Annotated in this window: 24 protein-coding genes; 12 read left to right on the forward strand and 12 right to left on the reverse strand. The window is 62.1% G+C overall.

Going from position 1 to position 23,310, the window contains the following annotated elements:
- Positions 1-55: 55 nt before the first annotated feature.
- Positions 56-835 (forward strand): gamma-glutamyl-gamma-aminobutyrate hydrolase family protein, encoded by a 780-nt coding sequence (locus AC2444_RS18575; protein WP_012759005.1) that lies wholly within the window; start codon positions 56-58, stop codon positions 833-835.
- Between the two features lie 195 nt (positions 836-1,030).
- Here the strand turns inward: AC2444_RS18575 and AC2444_RS18580 are convergent, their stop codons facing one another.
- The 3 genes from AC2444_RS18580 to AC2444_RS18590 all read right to left on the reverse strand — a co-directional run bounded on the left by AC2444_RS18580 (position 1,031) and on the right by AC2444_RS18590 (position 3,671).
- Positions 1,031-1,987 carry a 2-hydroxyacid dehydrogenase gene (locus AC2444_RS18580; RefSeq protein WP_012759006.1) on the reverse strand — a complete coding sequence of 319 codons (957 nt, stop codon included), beginning with the start codon at positions 1,985-1,987 and terminating at the stop codon, positions 1,031-1,033.
- 29 nt (positions 1,988-2,016) lie between these two features.
- The gene (locus tag AC2444_RS18585) at positions 2,017-3,039 is read right to left on the reverse strand and encodes a LacI family DNA-binding transcriptional regulator (protein WP_003542973.1); all 1,023 of its coding nucleotides are present in this window, start codon (positions 3,037-3,039) and stop codon (positions 2,017-2,019) included.
- 119 nt (positions 3,040-3,158) lie between these two features.
- Positions 3,159-3,671, reverse strand: coding sequence for a MarR family winged helix-turn-helix transcriptional regulator (locus AC2444_RS18590; protein ID WP_012759007.1), 513 nt, complete (start codon positions 3,669-3,671; stop codon positions 3,159-3,161).
- An 85-nt stretch (positions 3,672-3,756) separates the two neighbouring features.
- On the opposite strand from AC2444_RS18590, the gene AC2444_RS18595 reads away from it, so the two are divergent.
- From AC2444_RS18595 to cysE, 5 genes are all read left to right on the forward strand, one after another.
- A complete protein-coding gene (locus tag AC2444_RS18595; protein WP_012759008.1) occupies positions 3,757-4,545 on the forward strand; it encodes a creatininase family protein in 789 nt (262 codons plus the stop codon).
- A gap of 150 nt (positions 4,546-4,695) precedes the next feature.
- Positions 4,696-5,799 (forward strand): CobW family GTP-binding protein, encoded by a 1,104-nt coding sequence (locus AC2444_RS18600; RefSeq protein ID WP_012759009.1) that lies wholly within the window; start codon positions 4,696-4,698, stop codon positions 5,797-5,799.
- Complete coding sequence (locus AC2444_RS18605; protein ID WP_012759010.1) at positions 5,799-6,788, forward strand: WD40 repeat domain-containing protein; 990 nt, start codon at positions 5,799-5,801, stop codon at positions 6,786-6,788. The genes AC2444_RS18600 and AC2444_RS18605 overlap by 1 nt, the downstream gene beginning before the upstream one ends.
- A 15-nt stretch (positions 6,789-6,803) precedes the next feature.
- Positions 6,804-7,298: a GNAT family N-acetyltransferase gene (locus AC2444_RS18610; protein WP_012759011.1), complete on the forward strand. Its 495-nt coding sequence runs from the start codon at positions 6,804-6,806 to the stop codon at positions 7,296-7,298.
- Positions 7,299-7,420: 122 nt separating this feature from the next.
- Positions 7,421-8,239 (forward strand): serine O-acetyltransferase, encoded by an 819-nt coding sequence (cysE, locus tag AC2444_RS18615; RefSeq protein ID WP_012759012.1) that lies wholly within the window; start codon positions 7,421-7,423, stop codon positions 8,237-8,239.
- A 30-nt stretch (positions 8,240-8,269) separates the two neighbouring features.
- Here the strand turns inward: cysE and AC2444_RS18620 are convergent, their stop codons facing one another.
- The 4 genes from AC2444_RS18620 to odc2 form a co-directional block, all read right to left on the reverse strand.
- Positions 8,270-9,427 (reverse strand): GGDEF domain-containing protein, encoded by a 1,158-nt coding sequence (locus AC2444_RS18620; RefSeq protein ID WP_012759013.1) that lies wholly within the window; start codon positions 9,425-9,427, stop codon positions 8,270-8,272.
- Between the two features lie 155 nt (positions 9,428-9,582).
- On the reverse strand, positions 9,583-10,611 hold the full coding sequence (locus tag AC2444_RS18625; RefSeq protein WP_012759014.1) for a serine hydrolase domain-containing protein: 1,029 nt from the start codon (positions 10,609-10,611) through the stop codon (positions 9,583-9,585).
- Between the two features lie 251 nt (positions 10,612-10,862).
- Positions 10,863-11,453 (reverse strand): GNAT family N-acetyltransferase, encoded by a 591-nt coding sequence (locus tag AC2444_RS18630; RefSeq protein ID WP_012759015.1) that lies wholly within the window; start codon positions 11,451-11,453, stop codon positions 10,863-10,865.
- Between the two features lie 94 nt (positions 11,454-11,547).
- Positions 11,548-12,681 (reverse strand): ornithine/lysine decarboxylase, encoded by a 1,134-nt coding sequence (gene odc2 / locus AC2444_RS18635; protein ID WP_003542992.1) that lies wholly within the window; start codon positions 12,679-12,681, stop codon positions 11,548-11,550.
- A 526-nt stretch (positions 12,682-13,207) separates the two neighbouring features.
- On the opposite strand from odc2, the gene AC2444_RS18640 reads away from it, so the two are divergent.
- From AC2444_RS18640 to AC2444_RS18650, 3 genes are all read left to right on the forward strand, one after another.
- Entirely contained in the window at positions 13,208-14,101 is an 894-nt protein-coding gene (locus AC2444_RS18640; protein WP_003542994.1) for a LysR family transcriptional regulator, read from the forward strand.
- A 138-nt stretch (positions 14,102-14,239) separates the two neighbouring features.
- Complete coding sequence (locus tag AC2444_RS18645) at positions 14,240-14,881, forward strand: DUF1007 family protein (RefSeq protein ID WP_012759016.1); 642 nt, start codon at positions 14,240-14,242, stop codon at positions 14,879-14,881.
- The gene (locus AC2444_RS18650; protein ID WP_012759017.1) at positions 14,875-15,951 is read left to right on the forward strand and encodes a nickel/cobalt transporter; all 1,077 of its coding nucleotides are present in this window, start codon (positions 14,875-14,877) and stop codon (positions 15,949-15,951) included. The genes AC2444_RS18645 and AC2444_RS18650 overlap by 7 nt, the downstream gene beginning before the upstream one ends.
- A 2-nt stretch (positions 15,952-15,953) precedes the next feature.
- On the opposite strand, the gene AC2444_RS18655 is transcribed toward AC2444_RS18650, so the two are convergent.
- From AC2444_RS18655 to AC2444_RS18670, 4 genes are all read right to left on the reverse strand, one after another.
- Positions 15,954-16,160 (reverse strand): hypothetical protein, encoded by a 207-nt coding sequence (locus tag AC2444_RS18655; protein WP_012759018.1) that lies wholly within the window; start codon positions 16,158-16,160, stop codon positions 15,954-15,956.
- Positions 16,157-16,852 carry a GNAT family N-acetyltransferase gene (locus AC2444_RS18660; protein WP_012759019.1) on the reverse strand — a complete coding sequence of 232 codons (696 nt, stop codon included), beginning with the start codon at positions 16,850-16,852 and terminating at the stop codon, positions 16,157-16,159. Before AC2444_RS18660 ends, AC2444_RS18655 begins: the two co-directional genes overlap by 4 nt.
- Positions 16,853-16,997: 145 nt before the next feature.
- Positions 16,998-17,717, reverse strand: a complete 720-nt coding sequence (locus AC2444_RS18665; RefSeq protein ID WP_012759020.1) for a tellurite resistance TerB family protein — start codon at positions 17,715-17,717, stop codon at positions 16,998-17,000.
- A 109-nt stretch (positions 17,718-17,826) separates the two neighbouring features.
- Positions 17,827-18,465 (reverse strand): 2-dehydro-3-deoxy-phosphogluconate aldolase, encoded by a 639-nt coding sequence (locus AC2444_RS18670; protein ID WP_012759021.1) that lies wholly within the window; start codon positions 18,463-18,465, stop codon positions 17,827-17,829.
- A gap of 154 nt (positions 18,466-18,619) precedes the next feature.
- Here AC2444_RS18670 and AC2444_RS18675 point away from each other — a divergent pair, with 154 nt between their 5' ends.
- The 3 genes from AC2444_RS18675 to trhO all read left to right on the forward strand — a co-directional run bounded on the left by AC2444_RS18675 (position 18,620) and on the right by trhO (position 20,985).
- A complete protein-coding gene (locus tag AC2444_RS18675; RefSeq protein WP_012759022.1) occupies positions 18,620-19,108 on the forward strand; it encodes a CYTH domain-containing protein in 489 nt (162 codons plus the stop codon).
- Positions 19,086-19,994: a CHAD domain-containing protein gene (locus AC2444_RS18680; protein WP_012759023.1), complete on the forward strand. Its 909-nt coding sequence runs from the start codon at positions 19,086-19,088 to the stop codon at positions 19,992-19,994. The genes AC2444_RS18675 and AC2444_RS18680 overlap by 23 nt, the downstream gene beginning before the upstream one ends.
- Before the next feature lie 61 nt (positions 19,995-20,055).
- Complete coding sequence (trhO, locus tag AC2444_RS18685; RefSeq protein WP_012759024.1) at positions 20,056-20,985, forward strand: oxygen-dependent tRNA uridine(34) hydroxylase TrhO; 930 nt, start codon at positions 20,056-20,058, stop codon at positions 20,983-20,985.
- A gap of 38 nt (positions 20,986-21,023) precedes the next feature.
- Here the strand turns inward: trhO and AC2444_RS18690 are convergent, their stop codons facing one another.
- Entirely contained in the window at positions 21,024-23,234 is a 2,211-nt protein-coding gene (locus AC2444_RS18690; RefSeq protein WP_012759025.1) for a putative bifunctional diguanylate cyclase/phosphodiesterase, read from the reverse strand.
- Positions 23,235-23,310: the final 76 nt, after the last annotated feature.

The raw sequence follows: 23,310 nt of genomic DNA on the forward strand, positions 1-23,310 counted from the left end.
GACGGCCGTTCAGGCGGAAGAAACGACGAGAATAAAGATTTTCACCGGGGCTGATATGACGAAACCGATCGTTGCCATTCCTGCCGATATCCGTAGCTTCGACGGCGCGACCTGGCATGCCGTGCAGCATCAATATCTGCGCGCCGCATTGAACGCATCCGGTGTCATGGCCTTCATCATCCCCGCTTTCGAGGAGGGCTACGATACCGACGCGATCCTCGACCGCGTCGACGGTCTGCTGGTCTCCGGTTCGGCCAGCAATGTTCATCCCTTGCTCTACGGTGCCGAGGCGAATGACAAGGACGGCCCCTTCGACCCCGCCCGCGACGCCACCAGCCTGCCGCTCATCCGCCGCGCCATTGACCGCGCCATCCCGCTGCTCGCCATCTGCCGCGGCATCCAGGAGCTGAATGTCGCCCTCGGCGGCTCGCTGGCAAGCGAGATTCAGGAGCAGCCCGGCATCTGGGACCATCGCCGGCCAGAAGGCGTCGACCGGGACGGCATGTACGCCATTCGCCAGACCGTCCACGTCAAGGAAGGCTCCTGCATCGCAGCCATTCTCGGACCGGGCGAGATCCGCGTGAATTCCCTGCATCGCCAGGCAATTGCCAGAACCGCCCCACGCCTGCAGGTGGAAGCGATCGCCGAGGACGGCACGGTGGAGGCCGTTTCCGTCATCGACGCCAAGGCTTTCGCCGTCGGCGTGCAATGGCATCCGGAATATTGGGCTGAAACCGACAAGTCTTCGAACCAGCTGTTCGCTGCTTTCGGCGACGCCGTCCGCGCCTATGCCGCCGCCAAGCGGCCGGTCATCCCGGCGCAGGCGATCGCGTGACCACCAGACCCACCGGGCGTGGAAACATCAATCAACGGTGATCGTCGTCGCGTTCGTGGTTGAGCCAGGCGCAGAATTCTATCCGACGCGCCTAGCGCATCGGCCCGAAAATCGGAATCGATTTTCGGAAAGCACGATGCGCAGATTTCAAAGTGTTAGAGCGTCCTTTGTGCGTCCGAAAGGACGCACGGCGCTCTAAACCTTCTGCGGCGTCTCCGGCACCGGCGTCAGCGCCGCACCCTTATCGAACCAGGCGATGAGATTGTCGGCAACGAGATCGGCCATTGCATTGCGTGTCGGCACGGACGCGGAGGCGACGTGCGGCAGCAGCACGGCGTTGGTCGGCCCCAGCAGGTCGGCCGGCACGGTCGGCTCTTCATAGAAAACGTCGAGGCCGGCAGCACCGAGCGCGCCGGAGGCAAGAGCGGCACTCAGCGCCGCCTCGTCCACCGTCCAGCCACGGCCGACGTTGACGAGAATGCCGTTTGGGCCGAGTGCTGCCAGAATATCCGCATCGATCGTCTTGTGTGTCTGCGGCGTCTTCGGAACGATGGCGATCAGCGTATCCACCGCTTCCGCCAGCCCCTTCAACGTCGGGTGATAATCGTAGGACACATCGGCGTGGCGCGAACGTGTGTGATAACTGATCTTCACCTTGAACGGCTCCAGCCGCTTGGCGATTTCGAGCCCGATGCGGCCAAGGCCGTAAAGCCCGATATGGCGGCCCTTGAGCGAGAAGCGCGACAGCGGATAGGCCGTTCCCGGCTTCCAGTTGCCGGCACGCAGCCACGCTTCGGCCCGCGGCAACTCGCGAACCGTGTTCAGCAGCAGGCCGATCGCCGTATCGGCGACCTCGTCGTTCAGCACATCAGGCGTATTGGTGACGACAATGCCTTTTTCGGCGGCATGTTTCACATCGACGCCGTCATAACCGACACCGAAATTGGCGATCACTTCGGCATGCGGCAGCTGGTCTATCCAGGCGCCTGGGAAGGAGCCGGACACGGCGACGCCGCGGATACGGCCGGCAGTCTCGCCGTCCAGCGCAAGCTTCTCCTCGCGTGGGACGGCGATAATCTCAAACCGATCCTTCAACCTTTCGAGAACACGCTCGTGTATCTTCCCAGGAACGAGAATGGCGATGCGGGACATGGCTTTTCCTCTTGGATATGGCGGTCGGTTCAGGCGCGCGGCCGATGGGGACTGGTGGACTGGCGAATGCGCATTTCCGGTTTGATCAGATGCATGCCATCAGGCTCATGGCTGCCGGCAAGGCGATCGAGCAGCGCCCGAGCGGCCAGGCGCCCGACCTCGGCCTGACCGTTCCAGACGGTCGTTAGCGCAGGCGTAGCGATCGAGGCCTCCTCGAGATCGTCGTAGCCGGTGACGGAAATATCGCGTCCCGGCACCAGGCCCGCGCGCGCAATGCCGTTCATCAGGCCGATCGCTACGAGATCGTTCCAGCAGACGGCCGCGGTCGGCTTCTGCGGCAGCGAAAGGAAATGCACGGCCGCCTCGAAACCGCCCTGTTTCGAGCGCGGACCGGGAATGCGCAAGTTCGGATCGACCTCGATGCCGGCCTTGCGCAGCGAATTGACATAGCCCTGGTAACGGTCGCGGCCGGTGGATGTCTGGTCCGTGCCGCCGATCATGGCGATCGAGCGATGACCAAGGCCGATCAGGTGGTTGGTGGCAAGCGAGATGCCGTAGCTGTCGTCACCGCGATAGGTCGGCAGGTCCTGCCCTTCCATCGAGCGGGCGACGAGGATCGCCGGCATGCCGTTGTCTTCTGCCAGCTGCACGTCTTCAGGCGGAGTACCGATCGCCGGCGACATGATGACGCCGTCGCCACCGAGCTGCAGCAGCGTCTCGATGAAGGTGCGCTGCTTCTCGACATTGTCGTAATGGTTGGAAAGGATGAAGGTGTGGCGGCTGCGATCAAGCTCGCTTTCGATCGCCTTCAGGATCTCGCCATAGAACGGGTTCATGATGTCGTGCACGACGACGCCGATGATGCCGGAGCGCGAGGTCCGAAGGCTGGCGGCACGGCGATTGTAGATATAGCCGAGCGCGCGCGCCTGTTCCTTGATCTTCTCCCGGGTATTGCCGGCGACGAGCGGACTGTCGCGTAAGGCAAGCGATACGGTCGCCGTAGAAATGCCGAGCGTTTCGGCGATTGTCGAAAGCTTGATCTTCTGAACCACGTGTCCTCCTCCAGGCAGCACGCAAGGCAGTCAAGACCCCGCCGTCACACCGGCGCGGCCCTTAAAATGTTTAATTAAAAGATTTAATCGATGGAAGCAATTCGTCTTTCGGGGAAATTTCAGTCTTCGTCCGGTTCTTCGATATGAATGGCTTCGGCCTGCAGATTGGCATCGATCGCCTTCAGCAATCGGACGAGATTGCGAATTTCCTTCTCGGAGAACTCCTGCGTCGCCAACTTGTCGCAGGCCGAGGCCGCCATCTCGATCCCTTGCACGCTGCCGCGGCCGAGTTCGGTGAGATAGACCTTGGTGAGGCGCGCATCCTCCGCATCGGGCTTACGCTCGAGAAAGCCCTGCGCTTCCATGCGGCCGATGGTGCGCGTCATCGTCGGCGCTTTGACGCCGAGCTTCTGGGCAAGGCCGCCGGCCGTCATGCCGTCGCTCTCGGCAAGCGAGAGGATGACGCCATCCTGGCCGGCATAGAGGCCGCTTTCGAGCAGGTTGCGCGAGAGCACCGTCCGCATGGAACGTGCCGCCTGGGTCAGAGCCGGAGAGAGATCGACGAGCGTATACTCGGTCTGATCCTTCTTCTTGGACTTGTTCTTTTTGCCGTCCTTGTGCTTCTTTCCCATAGCCATCCCTTTGATCTTTAAGCCCCGGCGCCGCTGCGATATGACATTGCTCAGGATCTCGTCATAAACAAGAGGCAACGACCGGATGATGACACCTTCGCCGCGCTTCGAGGACAGCAACCCGGCCTCTACACCTGACGGGCGCCATCTGATCGCCGTGCTGCCGCTCGGCGCCCATGAACAGCACGGCCCTCACCTGCCCTTCGAAACCGACACCCTGATTGCCGAAGGCATCGCCGGACGATTGAAGATAGCCTTGCCTGCCGGCCTGCCGGTCACCTTCCTGCCCGCCGAATCTGTCGGCTATTCCATAGAGCATATGGATGTTGAAGGAACGAAGACGCTTGCCTTCGACGAAGCGGTAAACCGCTGGCTCGGCATCGCCGAGGGGCTGGCAAAGCAGGGCATCCGCAAATTGGTGATGCTGAACGCCCATGGCGGCAATTCGCCCATCGTGACCATTGTCGCGACCGAGGCGCGGCTCCGCTTCGCCATGCTGGCCGTGGCAACGAGCTGGACCCGTTTCGGCCTGCCGGATGGCGTGGTCACGCCGGAGGAAAAGGCGATCGGCATCCATGGCGGCGATATCGAGACATCGGTGATGCTGGCGCTTCATCCCGACAAGGTTGATATGGCGAAGGCGGCGAACTTTTCCTCGCGGCAGACGGAATTCGCCGAGCGTTTCAAGCATCTGCGCGCCTACGGGCCGCACGCCTTCGGCTGGAAGATGTCGGACCTCAATGCTGAAGGCGTGGCGGGAAACGCCGCCGCCGCCACAGTAGAGAAAGGCGAGGCGCTGATTGCCCATGCGGTAAAAGGACTGGTGGAATTGCTGAGTGACGTCGATGCATTCGATGTCGCGCAACTGCGGTGACTATGGGGGCATCTGCACCGGCCAGACGACGTGATCTTATAACATTATAAAACCCTTTGAACTGCCGCGCTCAAGCCATTATATGAGACCAACCGTTCAAGCAGCCGATCCCAAGCCGCTCGGCCGCACGCCTAAATCCTAGAGGTTCTCATGACCGACGCGATCTCCACCCTGAAGCCCATTCCCGTTACCGTGCTCACCGGTTATCTTGGCGCCGGCAAGACGACATTGCTCAACCGCATTCTCTCCGAAAATCACGGCAAGAAATATGCGGTCATCGTCAATGAATTCGGCGAAATCGGCATCGACAACGACCTGATCGTCGAGTCGGACGAAGAAATCTACGAGATGAACAATGGCTGTGTCTGCTGCACGGTGCGCGGCGACCTGATCCGCGTTGTCGAAGGCCTGATGCGCCGCCCCGGCCGCTTCGACGGCATCATCGTCGAGACGACGGGCCTTGCCGATCCGGTGCCAGTCGCCCAGACCTTCTTCATGGATGACGATGTGCGCGCCAAGACCGAACTCGACGCCGTCGTCGCCCTCGTCGATGCCAAGCACCTGCCGCTGCGCCTGAAGGACAGCCGCGAGGCCGAGGACCAGATCGCCTTCGCCGACGTCGTCATCATCAACAAGAGCGACCTGGTGACCCCGGAAGAACTTGATGTGATCGAGGATATCGTCCGCGCCATCAACCCGGCCGCCCGAGTTTACAAGACCAGCCGCTCCGGCGTCGACCTCGCCCGCGTGCTCGATCAGGGCGCCTTCAACCTGGAGCGCGCGCTCGAAAACGATCCGCATTTCCTCGAGCACGGCCATGACGACCATGTCTGCGGCCCCGATTGCGATCACGACCACCACCATCATGACCATGATCATCAGCATGGTGACCACGGCCACGACCATCATCACCATGGCGCCCATCAACATGGCGCGATGTCGGCGATCCACGATGTGACGGTGCAGTCGGTGTCGCTGCGCGGCGCAGAGATGAACCCGGAGCGCTTCTTCCCCTGGATCCAGAAGGTCACCCAGACGCAGGGGCCAAATATCCTGCGTCTTAAGGGCATCATCGCCTTCAAAGACGATCCCGAGCGTTACGTCGTTCAGGGCGTGCACATGATCATCGAGGGCGACCACCAGCGGCCGTGGAAGGAAGGCGAAAAGCACGAGAGCCGTCTCGTCTTCATCGGCCGCGAACTTGACCGCGAGAAGCTCGAAGCCTCCTTCAAGGCCTGCGAGGCAGCCGCCTGATGCCGACAGTTGCACCGCTTGATCTCGACGGCCACGTTCTGGCCGTCGAATTTTTAGGTGATGTTCCCTTCTTCGCAAGCGCAAACGGTACATTCCACCGGCTGGACGGCGGCGACAGGGTTTCCGAAGCCCACCAGGGCATGCTCACCGCGATCCGCGATCCCTATAGCGAGAGCCTGATCTCGGGCGGCGAGGACGGCAAGGTGCTGCGCATTGCCGCCGACGGCAGCGTCAGCGAGATCGCGACCGCGCCGCGCAAGTGGATTTCGCAGGTCGCAGCCGGCCCGCAGGGTGCCGTTGCCTATTCCTACGGCAAGAGTTCACTGGTGCGCCTTGCCGACGGCACGACCAAGGAATTCGCCGAAGAGCGCACGGTCGAAGGCCTTGCCTTTGCGCCGAAGGGCCTACGCATCGCGGCGGCGCGCTACAACGGCGTGTCGCTGCACTGGATCGGTATGAACGCCAAGCCGGTCGACCTGGAATGGAAGGGTGCGCATACCGGCGTCACCTTCTCGCCTGATGGCAATTTCCTCGTCACCTCGATGCAGGAAAACGCACTGCACGGCTGGAAGCTCGACATCAAGCCCGGTACCGAAGCTCGCCACATGCGCATGACCGGCTACCCCGCCAAGGTGAAATCGCTCTCCTGGTCGGTCAAGGGCAAGTGGCTCGCGTCTTCAGGCGCGCCTGCGGCAATCGTCTGGCCCTTCCAGGGCAAGGACGGGCCGATGGGCAAGGCGCCGATGGAGCTCGGCACCCGCGCCAATATCATGGCGACCGCGGTGAAGTTCCATCCGCTCGAAGACATCCTCGCCATCGGCTTCATCGACGGCATGATCCTGGCTGTGCGCATCACCGACAGCAAGGAAGCGCTCCTGCGCCGACCCGGCAAGGGCGCGATCACGGCGATGAGTTGGAGCAAAAACGGCAAGCTGCTCGCCTTCGGCTCCGAAGCCGGCGACTGCGGCGTCGTCGATATTTCGGCTTGAGGCCCGTTGCCGGCGATGGACGACGCCTTGACGGAATCCGAAATCGTGGCGCTCACGGCCAATCACATGCAAGCCGCGGCCGAAATCAGACGTGTCGCCCTGTGGCAGCGGCTGCCCTGGCTGCCGGATGTCCATACGCCCGAGGAAGAGGAGCAGTATTGGCGCATGCATCTGCTACCGAATTGCTCGATCCTCGGCGCTGCCATGGGCAACCGGCTCGTAGGTGTCATCGCCTATGGCGACAACTGGATAGAGCAGCTTTACGTTCTCCCCGGGTTCCAGGGCATGGGCATCGGCTCCTCCCTCCTTGGCTGCGCCAAGGAGGAGATGAACGAGATCAGGCTCTGGACGTTTCAGCGCAATGCGGGCGCTCGCGCTTTCTACGAACGGCACGGTTTTATCGCCGAGGAGGAGACCGATGGCGCCGACAACGAAGAACGGGAGCCTGATGTACTCTATCATTGGCGCCTGCTTCCGGAGCTGACTGCTCGCCTGCAGCCATCCGGCTAGAATATGCTATCGGACCCAAGGCCATAGGATATCGGGGCTTGCCAAACGCCTTGCCCGGGCGAAACATGAAGCACGAGCAGGAAGCGCTTTGCGCGCCACCTTGGCTGATAGAGGAAACGAGAATGTCGAAATCGACCGGCCTCGGTTTGACCGAACAACAGCCGCAGGCTTTGGGCGACGCATCCGTCTGGACCGTGATCCGCGCCGAGGCCGTTGAGCTTGCCGCACGCGAGCCGATATTGCGGCGGCTGCTTGCCGCTCAGGTAACGGACACCGCTGGCAACGATGAGATCATCGCCCGCGTGCTGGCCGCGCGGCTCTCCGTGGCGCAGGTGGAAACGGGTGATCTGTTCGATCTCATCCTGTCCACACTTGATGGCGATATCATGCGAAAGGTCGAGGCCGATCTCATCGCCGTGCGCGAGCGCGATCCGGCCTGCACGACATTTCTGCACGCGCTTCTCAATCTCAAGGGCTTTCATGCGCTGCAGACGCATCGCATCGCCCATGCGCTCTGGACCGCCGGCCGTCCGGAGATCGCCAGTTGGCTCGCCAATCTCGTTTCGCTGGTCTTTGGCCCGGATATCCATCCGGCGGCGCGGATCGGCGCGTCCATCATGCTCGACCACGGTTCGGGCATCGTCATCGGCGAAACAGCGGTCATCGAGGATGAAGTGTCGATCCTGCAGAACGTCACGCTCGGCGGCACCGGCAAGGAGACCGGCGACCGCCACCCGAAGATCCGCCACGGCGTGATGATCGGCGCGGGCGCCAAGATCCTCGGCAATATCGAAATCGGCGCCTTCAGCAAAGTCGCCGCCGGCAGCGTCGTGCTCAAGTCGGTTCCCACGCATTGCACGGTCGCCGGCGTGCCGGCGACGCTCGTGCGCGTCCACCGCGTCGACGAAATCCCGGCCGAGACGATGGATCAGAATATCTAGAGCTGTCCTGAATAGGGAATTCGCCCGATCCTAGGCGGCTTGCTGATTTTCGCTGAAGGCCTCGACGCGGTTGCGGCCTTCACGCTTCGAACGATAGAGCGCCTCGTCCGCCTTCTGCATCAGCCGTTCGAAATCTCCGCCGCTTTCCGCGCGCGCGGCAACGCCGATGCTCAGCGTCGGAAAGATCGCCAGATCCGGTCGCTGCAGGACGGCAGCGGCGAAGGCGAGACGGATGCGTTCGGCAATAATCACCGCATCCTGCCGGGAAGCATTTTTCAGCACCGCCAGGAACTCATCCCCACCTTGACGGGCGAGCAGGTCGTCGGAGCGCATGATGCTTCTCGAAACACTGGCGAAAAGCCGCAGGATATCGTCGCCGGCGGCATGGCCATGCCTGTCGTTCAGCTGCTTGAAATGGTCGATATCGATGATCAGCAGCGATACCGGCTGGAAGCCGAGCGCCGGCAGATGCTGGGCAAGGCCGCCGCGATTGAGGGCGCCGGTCAGCGGATCGTGGTGAGCGAGTTCCGTCAGCTGATTTCGGCTGCGCTCGGCGGCCATCAGCACCATCGCCATGCTGCGCAGCATGATGAACGCGACCGCCGATACCGCCATCCAGCTGTGAACTGCACTGCCGCCGAAAGGATCCGGCCCGCCAATCTCACCGGTCGCCGCGAGAATGCTGCGAACCGCAAAAATCGCGGCAGTGCAGGCGTAGAGGCCGACAAGCAGCGCTGCCGAATACAGCTTCTCGCACCGGGCAATGATGATTGCCTCCCTTGCGACGGCAAGATCGCAGAGGCAGCAGATGACGGAGACGTAGAGGAGCCTCGCCGAGACTGCCGAGGGATCGCGGACAATAAGCGCGACAGGAACGCTGACGACGAAGATGGCAAGCCAGAAAGTGCGCTGGTCGAGCGCTCGTCCCGAAAACACCCGTATGGCAAAGAACATCAGCATGTAGCCGGCGATGGTGACGATATTGCCGCCGTCGATCGAGACAGAGGTGGGAACGAGATTGCGTAGCGCGACGAGAAACGAACCGACGCCGACAAGAAGGTTGCTCAAGCCCCACCAGAGCGGCCACCTCTCGAAGCGACCGGTCGCATAGGCTGCAAGCTGGAGAATGCCCAGCACGAAACAGCTCACGGCAACAATGAAATAGATTGTCCTGAGATCCAGCAGCATGGCGCTTTCCCGAAATTCTCGCGGAACTTACAGGAAGCGTTTTGCGGTTTGATTGGAGCCTTCGCTAAGAATTTAACGATCGCCGGTTTTTCCCTGCTGCATAGTTCAAAATGCGACAGACCCTTTGCGCAACTCAAAGACGCGCGGCGCTGTCGTCAAGCGGCCCGCACCGAGCCGATGATGTCCGCCAACAGACCGTGCAGCAAGTCCCTGTAGCCGTTTCGGGCAGACGGACCGCTCTCTTCCGAGGTCATGACGACGGTGAGATCGAGCGACGGCACGATGTAGAGCATCTGCCCGCCATAACCCCAGGCGAAATGCACCTGCTCGCCGCCGATCTGCCGCGTGAACCAGCCATAGCCATATTCATCGCCTGAGAAGCGCGAGTTGGTGCGCTGCTGCCACGACTGGGCGATCCAGTCGGCGGGGACGATCTGGCGGCCGTCGGCGGTCTTGCCGCCGCTACGGTAGAGTTCGCCGAAGGCAAGCAGCGACCGGGCGCTCATCGCCATCTGATTGCCGCCGAGATAGATGCCCTGCGGATCGCGCTCCCATGCGCCAATGCGGAAACCGTCGACAGGACCCAGCCATTCGCGCGCCAACACCAGCGTCGGCCGCCGGCCGACCTTGGTGAGAATGGCAGACAGCAGATGCGTGGATGCGGTGGAATAGAGCATCTCACCACCGGGCTGATCGACGAAAGGCTGCGACAGCGCAAAGCGCACCCAGTTGCGCGAGGAGACCCAGCGGCCGTAGTTCGGCCCCGACATGCGATCGAGCCCAGCCTGCATCGAGAGAAGATTGCCGATGGTGATGTCGTTGATGCGCGGGTCGGGCGTTACAGGGAGATCGGCCTTCAGGATCGGCGCGATCTTCTGATCCGGCCCAATGAGCAGGCCTTTGTCGATAGCGATACCGACCAGCGCCGAGATGATCGACTTCGAAGCGGATTTGATATTGGTCGATTCCGAGGGCGAATGACCACGAAACCCACGTTCGCTGAGCACGCGTCCGTCGCGAGCGACAATGACCGTCTTCAAAGGCCGCATCGCGGGGTCGCTCGCCACGCGATCGAGACGCGGACCAAGCCCGCCGACGGCGGAAGCCGTGCTCTGGGCAGCAGCCGGCCCCGTTGCGTCAAGCGGCAGGCAGAGGAGAAGCAGAAGGGAGAGAATGCGGATCATGTGGCGCAAGATAGGATATCGCCGCGATATGTTCGCATGCCGGCGCCACTTTTCACGCGATTGTGTTTCCGCGTGCGCCGGCGCCTTCTCGAAACTTGATGCCAGAAATACAATCCGCGCCGCAACCACACCAAGCCCGCCTGCCTGGGTGGTCAAACGGCGCGGATATTACCAGCCGGGGGAAAAGTTCCCAACCTGGCCGGCCGGTCGGCGCAGCCTTACAGCGCCGCGCTTCTTTCAGAATCGATGCGCTAGGCTGCGCGGCGAACCGGGGCACCGGCCAGCATGCGTCCCGAGGCGACGATCATGCCGGCCGCGCCGTCGAGCCAGCCTTCCGTCAATTCGAGCGCCAGAAAGCGCGAGCGTTCGAACGGACCCGGCATGACAAGATGGCGAGCCTTTTCGGCAAAGAAGCCGAAGCGCTCGTAATAGGCAGCATCGCCGACGAGCAGGACGGCACCGTGCCTACGCTTCTTCGCTTCGAGGATCGCCGCGCGCATCAGCGCCGAGCCGATGCCCTTGCCGCCGTGATGCGGCGCAATGGCGAGCGGTCCGAGCAGCAGCGCATTGATCGGCGTGCCTTCGTCATTGACGCCGGCCTCGATGTTCCAAAGCCGCACCGTGCCGATGACATGGCCGTCGCGATCGCGCGCGACGAGCGCAAGGCCCTCGGCCGGAACGCGGCTGCGGCGGATCTTCTCCGACGACTTCTTGCGGCGATCTGGTCCCATGACGCGGTCGAGCAGGTTTTCACGCGCAACGACATCCGAAGGATTTTCGGCGTCGATGGCGAAAGTGGTAGGCGCAAAGAATGCGCGGACAGAATCAAGAACAGCGGCCATCTTGGCCTCCCGTACCCAATACCGTTATCAGCGGCGATGAAGGAAAATTGTGAAGTTGCCGCCCCGGCTGGTTACGGGGCCGGCGGAAACGACCTTAGATGACGTAGGCCTTCAACGGGTCGAAACCGTTGAAAGCGACCGCCGAATAGGTCGTCGTATAGGCGCCGGTGCCTTCGATCAGGACCTCGTCGCCGATCGAAAGGGAGATCGGCAGCGGATAGAGGTTCTTCTCGTAGAGCACGTCGGCCGAATCGCAGGTCGGACCGGCAATGACGCAGGGCTCCATCTCGTCACCATCGTGTTCCGTGCGGATCGGATAGCGGATGGCTTCGTCCATCGTCTCGGCGAGACCGCCGAACTTGCCGATGTCGAGGAAGACCCAGCGGGCATCGTCATTGTCCGACTTCTTCGAAATCAGAACGACTTCCGCCTTGATGACACCGGCATTGCCGACCATGCCGCGGCCCGGCTCGATGATCGTCTGCGGGATCTGGTTGCCGAAATGCGTGCGCAGCGCCTGGTAGATCGACTTGCCGTAAGCTTCTGCGGACGGAACGTCACGCAGGTACTTGGTCGGGAAGCCGCCGCCCATGTTGACCATCTGCAGGTGGATGCCCTGCTTGGCAAGCGATACGAAGACGCGCTTGGCATCGGCGAGTGCCGAATCCCAGGCATCGACCTTGGTCATCTGCGAACCGACATGGAACGAGACGCCATAGGACTGCAGGCCAAGCTGATGGGCGTAGACGAGAACGTCGACAGCCATCTGGGGAACGCAGCCGAACTTGCGCGACAGCGGCCATTCAGCGCCTTCACCATCGGTCAGCACGCGGCAGAAGACACGGGCGCCGGGAGCGGCGCGCGAGATCTTCTCGACTTCCTCGTGGCTGTCGACCGCAAAGAGGCTGACGCCGAGCGCATGCGCGCGGGCAACGTCACGTTCCTTCTTGATCGTGTTGCCGTAGGAGATGCGGGCGGCGGTTGCACCGGCTTCGAGCGCCATTTCGATTTCGGCAACGGACGCGCAATCGAAATTGGAGCCGAGGCCTGCAAGCAGCTTCAGCACTTCCGGGGCCGGGTTGGCCTTGACGGCGTAGTAGATGGCGCTGTCCGGCATGGCGTGACGGAAGGCGTGGAAATTGTCGCGAACGACGTCGAGGTCAACCACGAGGCAGGGACCATCGGGACGTCGGGTTGCGAGAAAGTCGCGGATGCGCTGGGTGGTCATATCGATTCCCTCTTCCAATTCCAGAGCTCCGGTTTGAACCGGAGGACAAAGGGCATACGATAGCTCGCATTGGAACCAGCCGGTGGAGACCCCGGAACCATAGCAAGCGCTCGATGCGCAGATCGTGAACCAACGCCGCGGTGCGGTGTAAGTTCGGCTTTGTCTGCCATGGATTGGAGGGAGAATCCCAACCGCACTTCCGGCAATGATGGTGTGCCTCTTCAGTAACCCCCGCTGATGGAAAGCAGGGAGAGAACAAAAAGGCCCGCACCGTCGTTGCTTCAGGCGTCCTCGCATTTTCCGGTTGGCCGGAATAGCGACTGGAGGGGTTAATTCCAGGTACCTTACCGATTTCCTCACCAATTCGAGGGTTCGGCGGACACCCATGGGCACGTGCGACTTTGGGCTGAGTGGGAAATAAGAATATTCGCCTTCATAATCAAGCGATTTTTTGATCTCGGGCCAAAAAAATAATTGAACAATAGGAAGCAATTTGTTCAATATTCCGAAACAGCTGAGGGGTGCCATGGATACCTTGACCCGCATACGCGCCTTCATCGATGTCGTCGAGGCCGAAGGCTTCTCCGCCGCGGCACGGCGCACCGGCCGCTCAAAGGCGCTGCTCTCTAAATATGTGCGTGAACTGGAGGATGAGCTCGGCGCGCTGCTGCTCAACCGCACCACCCGGCAGTTCTCCATGACCGAAGCCGGCCACACCTATTACCGCACCGCCTCCGATATCCTGAAGGAGATCGACAACCTCGCCGATCTCGTGCGTGAGAACAATGCACAGCTCAAAGGACGGCTTCGCATTTCCGTGCCGCGCACCTTCGTCGATGCCGATGTCGGCCAGTCGCTGATCGATTTCGCCAAGGAGAACCCGGACCTTTCGCTGGAGATCGCCGCCGACGACCGGTTCGTCGACCTGATCGAAGAAGGTTTCGACGTGGCGATCCGCATCACCAAGCTCGAAGATTCCGGCATGATCGCCCGCAAGATCTCGGATTTCCGCATCCATATCTGCGCCACCCCTGAATTTCTCGAGCGTTATCCCGATCTCGATCACCCAACGGCCCTTTCCAGCGTCCCCTTCATCGTCGATACCAATGCGCGCACCCAGGCGAGCATCCGCTTCCACAATCCCGACAACACCTCGTTTGCCGTCGCCGTTTCCGGACCGATAGAGGTCAACAGCCCGCATGCGACATTACGCGCGGCACTTGCCGGCATCGGCGTAGCCTTCATCCCGGATTTCATCGCCCGCAAGCCGATCGAGAGCGGCGAACTGGTGACCCTGTTCAACGATTACACCCCGACCGACCGCGGCATCTATGCCGTCTACCCGCACCGGCGCTACCTGCCGGCCAAGGTAAGGATCTTCGTCGATTACCTGCACAACTGGTTCAAGAAGCATCCGTAGGGCGGCGCACCTGCGCAGCGATGCGACATTCCGCCCCGCTTCAACGTGTGGCCCCACGAATCCGATACGGAGTCCGGTCCCAATTCCGTCCCAATTTCTGGCAAGAAGTCTGGGGCAGCGAACAGGGCAGCGGGATAGATGAAACATTCAACGATACTGATGGCCGCGCTTCTTTCGCTGGCGCCGGCCGCCGCCTTTGCCCATCCGCACATCTTCATCGAGGCCCGCCTCGAAGTCGTGGCCGGCAAGGACGGCAGTGTCGAGGAACTGCGCAATGTCTGGCGCTTCGACGAGGTCTTTTCCTCCTCCGTGGTCATGGATTTCGACAAGAACACCGACCTGAAGCTGGAACCGAACGAGCTGACCGACGTCGGCAACACGGTCAAGAAGTCTCTTGCTGACTACGACTACTACATGAACCTGACGATCAACGGGAAGAACATCACCGTCCAGAAGCCCGACATCATCCATGTCGACTACAAGGATGGCCAGCTGCTGATGTTCTTCGCGGTGAAGCCGGTGGAGAAGATGCCGCTGAAGGGCAGGCTCACCTTCGGCGTCTACGACCCGACGCTCTACACCTCGATCGATTTTCCCACCGACAACGAGCTGGCGATCGTCGGAGACGGCTTCAAGGCCTGCAAACATCAGGTGGTGCGGCCGGATGCCGACGAGGTGATCTCGCAAAACAAACAGTCGCTGACGGACGCCTTCTTCAACGATCCCACCGGCACCAACATGTCCAAACTCTTCGCCACCCGGCTGGAGGTCACATGCTGACGAAACGCCTTCCCCTCATCTTTTCCGCCGCCGTCCTCGCGCTGGTGACGGCGGCAAGCCTCGCCCATGCGCAATCGCCGCTCGGCATCGGCACGGCGGAACCAAGCTTCCAGCCGACCGGCGGGCCGTTTGCGCCGCTATTTCTCTACGTCAATTACGAGCAGCAGGCTTTCTATCGGGCGCTGACCGGCGCCTTGAAGGCGATGCGCCAAGACCCCTGGCAGCTGGCTTCGCTGATCGGCCTCTCCTTCGCCTATGGCGTCTTCCATGCCGCCGGCCCCGGACACGGCAAGGCGGTCATCTCCTCCTACATGATCGCCAACGAGGTCGAGCTGAAGCGCGGCGTGGTGATTTCCTTCATTTCTGCCTTCGTTCAGGGCGTGGTGGCGGTGGCGCTGGTCGGCGGCGCCTGGCTGGTGCTGCGCGGCACCGGCATTACGCTGACGGCGGCGACCCACGCAATGGAGGTCGCAAGCTTCGTCATGGTCATCCTTTTCGGCGGCTGGCTGCTGTTCCGCAAACTGCGCTCGCTGGTGGGCAACATGCCGCGCCGCCGGCTGATGGCGACGCCTGCCGGTCCGGTCAGCATGATGCTCGACTGGAAGGACAATGCGGCCGAACGCCAAGCCTATGCCTTCAACGGCAAGGCGCAGCCTGTCGAAGCCGGCCATACCTTCGTTCCCGGCATGGTCTGCGAGACCTGCGGCAATGCCCATGTGCCCGATCCGGCCTTGCTCGGCGGCGACAGGTTCAGCGCCAGCGAGGCCTGGTCGGCGATCGTAGCCGTCGGTCTGCGCCCCTGTTCCGGCGCATTGCTGGTCATGACCTTCTCACTGCTGAACGGGCTCTATCTCGGCGGCGTGCTTTCGGTCGCCGCCATGTCGCTCGGCACGGCGATCACCGTTTCCCTGCTTGCCACACTTGCCGTTACTGCCAAGAGCGCGGCCGTCCGCCTCTCCGGACGCGGCTCGACCACCTCGATCTGGGTCGGCAACGCCATCGAAATCCTCGGCGCCGTGCTCGTCATGCTGATGGGCGCCCTGCTGCTCGGGGCCTCGCTGCAGGGATAAAATTATTTTCCCCGGCGGCGCTGGTAGCGCGCCCGCAGCCAGAAGACTGCGAAAAACGCCATGATCAGGCAGACGCCGACGACAATCGCCAGCGTCGGCGAGAAATTGCCGATCCACAGCACGATGGTCGGCAGGAAATAGATGACGAGGGCGGCGCTAAGCAGGATGATGCCGGCGGCGGTCGCCTGCGAGCGGCTTTCCGGGCTCACGCGAGTCTTTCCTTTTCAAGATCGGTGCGGATGTCCTGCAGGCGGCGGATCTGGTTGCCCTCGGCGTCGAAATTCTCCGGCGAAAGCCAGGCTTCGAAGGCATCGTTGATCATCGGCCATTCGGCATCGATCATCGAGAACCAGGCGGTATCGCGGTTGCGATGCTTGGAGATCATGTGCTGGCGGAAGACCCCTTCGAAGCTGAAGCCGTAACGCGCAGCCGTCGTCTTGCTTGCCTCGTTGTTATTGTCGCATTTCCATTCGTAGCGGCGGTAGCCGAGATCCTCGAAGACATGCTTGGCCATCAGGTAGTGCACCTCGGTCGACAGCGGCGACCGCTTCATCTCGGCCCCGTGCGCCACCCCGCCGATCTCGACGACGCCGTTTGCCGGGTCGGCGCGCATGTAATTCGCCATGCCGACAATCTTGCCGGTGGCGTTGTCGCGAAAGATGTGGGTAAGCCAGCCGGACTTGGTGTAGACGGTTTCCAGCCAGTTGGCGAAATCGTCGATACCGGAGAAATCGTCCTGGGCGAAATAGAGAAGCAGGGGATTGATGCCCATGCCGCCGAGCCCGTCCCACAGCGCCTCGAGATGTTCGGCGCGCCGATAGGGCTCTACGGTAACGAAACGGCCCTTCAGCGTGACCGGCTTCGGCGCCGGGCAGCCCTTGAAATTTGCAAGATCGCGCATGGTCACTCCCCTTTTCGGAAGAGTGGATAGGCCAGCCGCCCGACAAAGGCAACCGGCCTAAAGCGCATCGCGCTTTAGGCCCTTATTTCCACGCATGTCGTTGTCGCAAAACCGCTGCACACTTTTGCGCGACATGCTTTAGATGTCACTGTGACAAGGTCACCTTGGCGGAGGACACCGTCGCCTCGATATGGTCGACCAGCTGGTCGGCAAGGCCGAGGCGGCCGGCAAGCAGATCGAGATAACCGCGCTCGGCGCGCGAATCCGGGTCGATGGTGAGCCGCGAGGCGGTGTAAAGCTCGACGCGTTGTTCTTCCGTCGTCGCGGCGGCAACGAACGCATCGATATCCGTCGGCGAAGCGAGTTCATGCTCGATGAAGGCCGCGGCCTCGCCGCTGACATCGGCGGCCTTGACCTTATCCATGATGAGGGCGCGTTCGGCATCGTCGATGTGGCCGTCGGCCTTGGCGGCGGCGATCATCGCGCGGATCAGCACCAGCACGAATTCATTGCTGCCGGCGGGCGACGCTGGTCCGAAACCGGATTCGACGGGCGGCGGCAGGAGCACCGGATTATTGGCGGACGGTGCATCGGAAGGGGCAGCGGGCGCCTGCCCGGCCTGATAATTCTTGTAGGCCTGGTAGCCGAGGCCGGCAATCGCGGCAAGACCGCCGATCGCCAGTGCATTACCGGCAATACCACGACCGGTCTTGGTGCCGAGCAGCGCGGCGGCAATCGCGCCGGTCTTCATCGGATTATTCCTGGCCGTCTGCACGGCATCGCCCGCCCTGTCGCGGACCGAACCGCCGAGACCTGGCACCTGCGAACCCAAGAACTGGTCGAGAAGCTTTTTTGCGTCGAACATTCCTCGTCATCTCCCTGTTGAAGCTGGAGGGAACATAGGTTTGCGACGGCTGAAATACAAATATGGGGAGCGGGATTGAGCCGTCAGGCTCACCCGCCCCTGCCGAAACTCAGGCCTTCAATGCGGCAGCCTCTGCCGCGAGCCTGGTGATGCCAGCCCAGTCGCCGGCCGCGACCAGTTCCTTCGGCGCCACCCACGAACCGCCGACGCAGATGACGTTCGGCAGCGAGAGATAATCATTGGCGTTCTTCAGCGAGATGCCGCCGGTCGGGCAGAACAAGGTGCCAGCAAGCGGCGAGGACAGCGCCTTGAGATAAGCGGCGCCGCCGGCCTGCTCCGCCGGGAAGAATTTCAGCACCTGGTAGCCTTCCTCGCGCAACGCCATGACTTCACTGGCGGTCGCGGCCCCCGGAAGCAGCGGCACGTCGGAATCGGCGGCGGCATCGAGCAGTTCCTGCGTCGTGCCCGGGCTGACGATGAACTTCGACCCAGCCTCGACGGCGGCTTCCCAATGGGCGACATTGAGGATCGTGCCGGCGCCGACTTCGGCTCCTTCGACCTCGGCGGCGACGGCACGCACGGCCTCGAGTGCCGCCGGCGTGCGCATGGTGATCTCGATCGCCTTCAGGCCGCCCGCGACGAGCGCCCGGGCCAGCAGAACCGCCGATTTCGCATCGTCGACGATCAAGACCGGAACGACAGGCTGGAGTTTCAGGATGGAAAGGAGCTTCTCTGTTTTCTCGCCCATGGTCGCGCGACCTCCTTAAAACGATTGAATTCGGACCCCGAATAACGCCCTCGCGGAACCTTGTCGAGATAAAACCGGACCACATGCCGAGAAGGGTATGAAATGGGTGGAAATTGGGCTACCGTGCCGCAATCGTCACAAAAGGTTCACTGGTATGGCGAAAGAGATCGAGCGGAAGTTCCTTGTACGCAGCGATGGATGGCGTGCCGCTGTCGAGACGAAGTCCGTCCTCCGGCAGGGTTACATCGCCTCGATGGACGACCGTTCCGTGCGAGTGCGCATACTCGACGGCAGGAAGGCGAGACTGACGATCAAGATCGGCCGCAGCACCATCACCCGTGACGAATTCGAATACGACATCCCGATCGCCGATGCCGAAGAGCTGTTGCGCAACGCGATCGGCGTCGTCATCGAGAAAACGCGCTACCGCGTTCCGCATGAGGACTTCGTTTGGGAAGTCGACGTGTTTACCGGCGAGCATCGGGGACTGGTGATCGCCGAGGTGGAAATGACGTCGGAAACCGATGATCCCGCCCTGCCCACCTGGCTCGGACGCGAAGTGACCGGAGATTTCCGTTACTCTAACCAGGCCCTTGCCACAGAATACGGGCACGACAGGCATGGCCTATCGCATTCGGCCTGACGCCGATTTCACCGAGGCGTTCCGTAGCGTCGCGACCAAGCAGCTGGAACACGCCGTCACCATCCTCGATGAACGCCCGGATGGCGCGCATGAGGCGATCCATTCATTCCGCAAGAATCTGAAACGACTACGCTCGCTCTACCGTCTCGTGGCCCGCGACGTGCCGGATTTCCAGCGCCGCGAAAACGCAAGGCTGCGCGATGCCGCACGCTCGCTTTCGGCGATCCGCGACGCTGCCGCCCTTATCGGCACCGCCCAATATCTGCAGCATGCAGCCCGCGAGAACGAGGAGAGCGAGGCGCTCGGCCGCATCGTCACCATTCTCGAAGGGCGCCGTGACTGGATGGCGGAAGCCGAAAGCGGCCTGGAACAGCGGCTGGCGGAAACCTCCGGCGTTCTGAAGCAGGCGATCGCCGCCTTGGACGCCGTCTCCTTTGATGGCGGACACCGCAAGAATGCCCGCATGCTGGCAAAAAGCTGGCGCCGCACCGCACGGAAGGCCAAGGCGGCGCTTGCGGCCTGCCACGGCGGGGCATCGGCCGACGATTTCCACGATCTGCGCAAACGCACCTACGACTATCGGCTCTACCATGCCCTTCTGCGCGACGTCTGGCCGGGCGCGATGAAGGCCAAGCGCGATGCGGCCAAGGAACTCGTCGAGGATCTCGGCCACATTCACGATCTGACCGTACTCTCCGAACTGGTCGAGGCCGAACCACAGCTCTTCACCCGCAATGACGACCTGGCGCATCTGCTCGACATCATCATCTTCCGCCAGCAGGAGGACCGGCGGCAAGCGCTGATCAAAGCCGAAGCCGTCTTCGCCGATGATGCCGACGAGGAAGCCCAGCGCATCGAGCTTCTCTGGCTGATGGCCGGAAACTGAGAGAAGGCCGCCGCCGGCGAAGGCAATTGCGCGGCCCGCCGATTTTCTGTATTTCCGCCCCATGACCGACAGCCCGACACACACCAGCCCGTTCCTCGTGGCCGCACTCTATCATTTCGTTTCTGTGCCGCGCTTTGCCGACCTGCAGGCGCCGTTGCAGACGCTTTGCGAGGAGAACGGCGTCAAGGGAACGCTGCTTCTGGCGCATGAAGGCATCAACGGCACGATCGCGGGCCCGGATGCCGGCATTCACGCCGTGCTTGCCTTCCTGCGCGCCCAGCCGGAATTTTCGGGCCTCGAGCACAAGGAAAGCCACGCCTCGAAAATGCCCTTCCTGCGCATGAAGGTGAAGCTGAAGAAGGAAATCGTCACCATGGGCGTCGAAGATATCGACCCCAACAAGGTGGTCGGCACCTATGTGGCGGCCAAGGACTGGAACGCGCTGATTTCCGATCCCGATACGATCGTCATCGACACCCGCAATGACTACGAGACAGCAATCGGCACTTTTCGCGGCGCGCTCGACCCAAAGACCAAGACGTTCCGCGAATTTCCCGATTGGGTGCGCGCAAATCCCGGTCTGCACAATAAGCCGAAGGTCGCCATGTACTGCACCGGCGGCATACGCTGCGAGAAGGCCACCGCCTTCATGAAGGCTGAGGGCTTCGACGAGGTCTATCATCTGAAGGGCGGCATCCTGAAATATCTGGAGGAAGTGCCGCAGGAGGAGAGTCTCTGGGATGGCGCCTGCTTCGTCTTCGACGAGCGTGTATCCGTCGAGCACGGGCTGAAGCAAGGCGAACACCGGCTCTGCCACGCTTGCCGCAACCCGATCACCGCCGAGGAAATGATCTCGCCGCTCTACGAGGAAGGCGTTTCCTGCAGCCACTGCTACCACACCCGCACGGAAGAAGACCGGCTGCGTTACCGTCAGCGTCAGCACCAGATCGCGCTCGCAAGAAGGCGCGGCCAACGACATATCGGTAGCTGAGCCAGATTTCTGTGTGGATCAACTTTGCTTTCTGAAGATCAGGCTGCGTCGATGCGACGCCGGGCTGCCGGCTCCGCTTCACGTCGCTCGTGCAGCATCTCGGTGATAAGCTCTGATATCACGGGCTTGCCGAACAAATAGCCCTGCAGGCAGTCGCAGCCGAAGAGGCGCATGGCTATCGCCTGCTCCTCGGTCTCGATGCCTTCGGCCGTCACCGGAATGTCGAGCGAGCGGGCGAGCGCCACCGTCGCCTGCAGCATCTCGCGCTGGCGTTTGTCGTTGACGCCCATGACCAGCGAGCGGTCGATCTTGATGCGGTCGAAGCCGAACTGCCTGAGATAACCGATCGACGAGAAGCCGGAACCGAAATCGTCGAGCGCCACCTTGACCCCCAGCCCCTTCAGCCGTTCGATCGACTGGCGGGTGCGCTGCGGATTCTGAATCATGTAGCCTTCGGTGATCTCAAGCGTGATGCGGCCGGCCTCGATCTCCGTCTGTTTCAGTACGTAGCGCACATAGTCGGTAAAGGCAGGATTGCGGAACTGGCCGGGCGAGACGTTAACCGAGACGTTGAGTTCCGGCCATTGTTTGGCCGTCTCACAGGCCTTGCGCAGTACGAACAGACCGAGCGATTCGATGAGGCCGCTGGTCTCGGCGATCGGGATGAACAGCTCGGGCGAAACAGGGCCATGGCCCGGACGGTTCCAGCGCACCAGTGCTTCGACGCCGGTCATCGCATGCGTCGCCGCATCGATCAGCGGCTGGTAGGCCAGCGTCAGGTCGCCGCTTTCGATGGCGATCCGGAGATCGAGCTCCAGCGCGTTGCGCTGCTCTCGATCGGTGTCCATCGACGGATCGTAGAGGGTCATGCGCGCGCGGCCGGCTTCCTTCGCCTTGTACATGGCAAGGTCGGAACGGCGCACCAGCTCCTCACGCCCGATCGTCCCGGAAGGCGACATGGCAATGCCGATGCTTGCCCCGACGACAACGACACGGCGACCGATCTCCAGCGGCTCGACAAGAAAATCGAGAATCTGCTCGGCAAGCTGTAGTGCGGCGGCATTCTCACTGTCGGAGAGAAAGGCGATGGCAAATTCATCGCCGCCGATGCGGGCGAGAACGGCACCCTGCGGAATGAGCACAGCGAGCCCGGCCGCGACCGCACGGATCAACTGGTCGCCGGTGCCATGGCCATAGCTGTCATTGACTTCCTTGAAGCCATCGAGGTCGAGATAGAGGAGGAGCACGTTGCGCTTGGTCTGGCGTGCCTCGACGACAAAACGATCGACGGCCAGCCCGAGGCCATCACGATTGGAAAGCCCGCTCAGCCTGTCGCGCAGCGCCTCCTCGCGAGCGCTGTTTTCCTCCGCCTTCAGGCGGCGGCCGGCAAGCCAGCCGATGACCAGCAGCACGACGAAGAACAACCCGACGAGGCCGAGCGCCTGGATGACCATCGGCCGCACCTGTGCATAGCCGATATCGCCGGGTGAACGCGAGATCCAAACCAGCTTGCCGAGCGTTGCCCCCGTCGGATCGACGATCGGCACAAGATAGTCGGCCGCAAAACTCGGCGGCGCCAGCCTCAGCCCGCCGATGACATAGGTCTGGCCGAGAGCGGTCACCCTGTCGTCATCGAGATGGCGGGCGAAAACGAGATAGCGCTGCTGGCCGGCGGGCACATCCAGCGCACCGGACTTTTTCCGCACCAATGCCACACCGACGGCGGCAATGCCCCGCTTGGTGGTGACGAAACCGATCGCCTGAGGACGATCGGCCGGGCCGGCCGCCTTTACCGTGTCGAAGAGGGTCCAGAGCGAAGGCGCGAAGAAATCTGTGAGCGGCTCCTCCATCGGTTTGCCGTCGCGATAGGCCATGATCGCCTTCTTCTCGCCATCGATGACGATCGCCATGTCGAACAGCGAGCTGTTGACCGACATCTCGCCGTAGTTGCTCACCGTCCAGGCCATACCGTCGGCCGCGTAGACGTTGACGGCAGCGTCATCCCAGGCGGCGTAATCGTCGAGCGTCGCGCCGAGCTGATCCTCGAAGGTCTTCAATGCACCGACCGTCGTTTCGCGCGAGCGCTCGTCATCGAGAACATTGGAATTTTCGGCCACGCGTTCCAGCGCCGTCAGCACCATGATGGTGACGACGGCGACGATGACTGCGAAGGAGAAAAGCACGCCGGTGACGGTGATGTGACGGCCTATTCCCGATCCCTTGCTCTGCGACTTTCCGGCTGTCTGCATTACGACTCCCTGACCGTTGGACTTTGCCAGTCAAGGGTTCAAAAACGTTTAAGCAACCGCCTGTTGCAGGCCTCTC

The sequence above is a fragment of the Rhizobium sp. WSM1328 genome, from assembly GCF_057653715.1.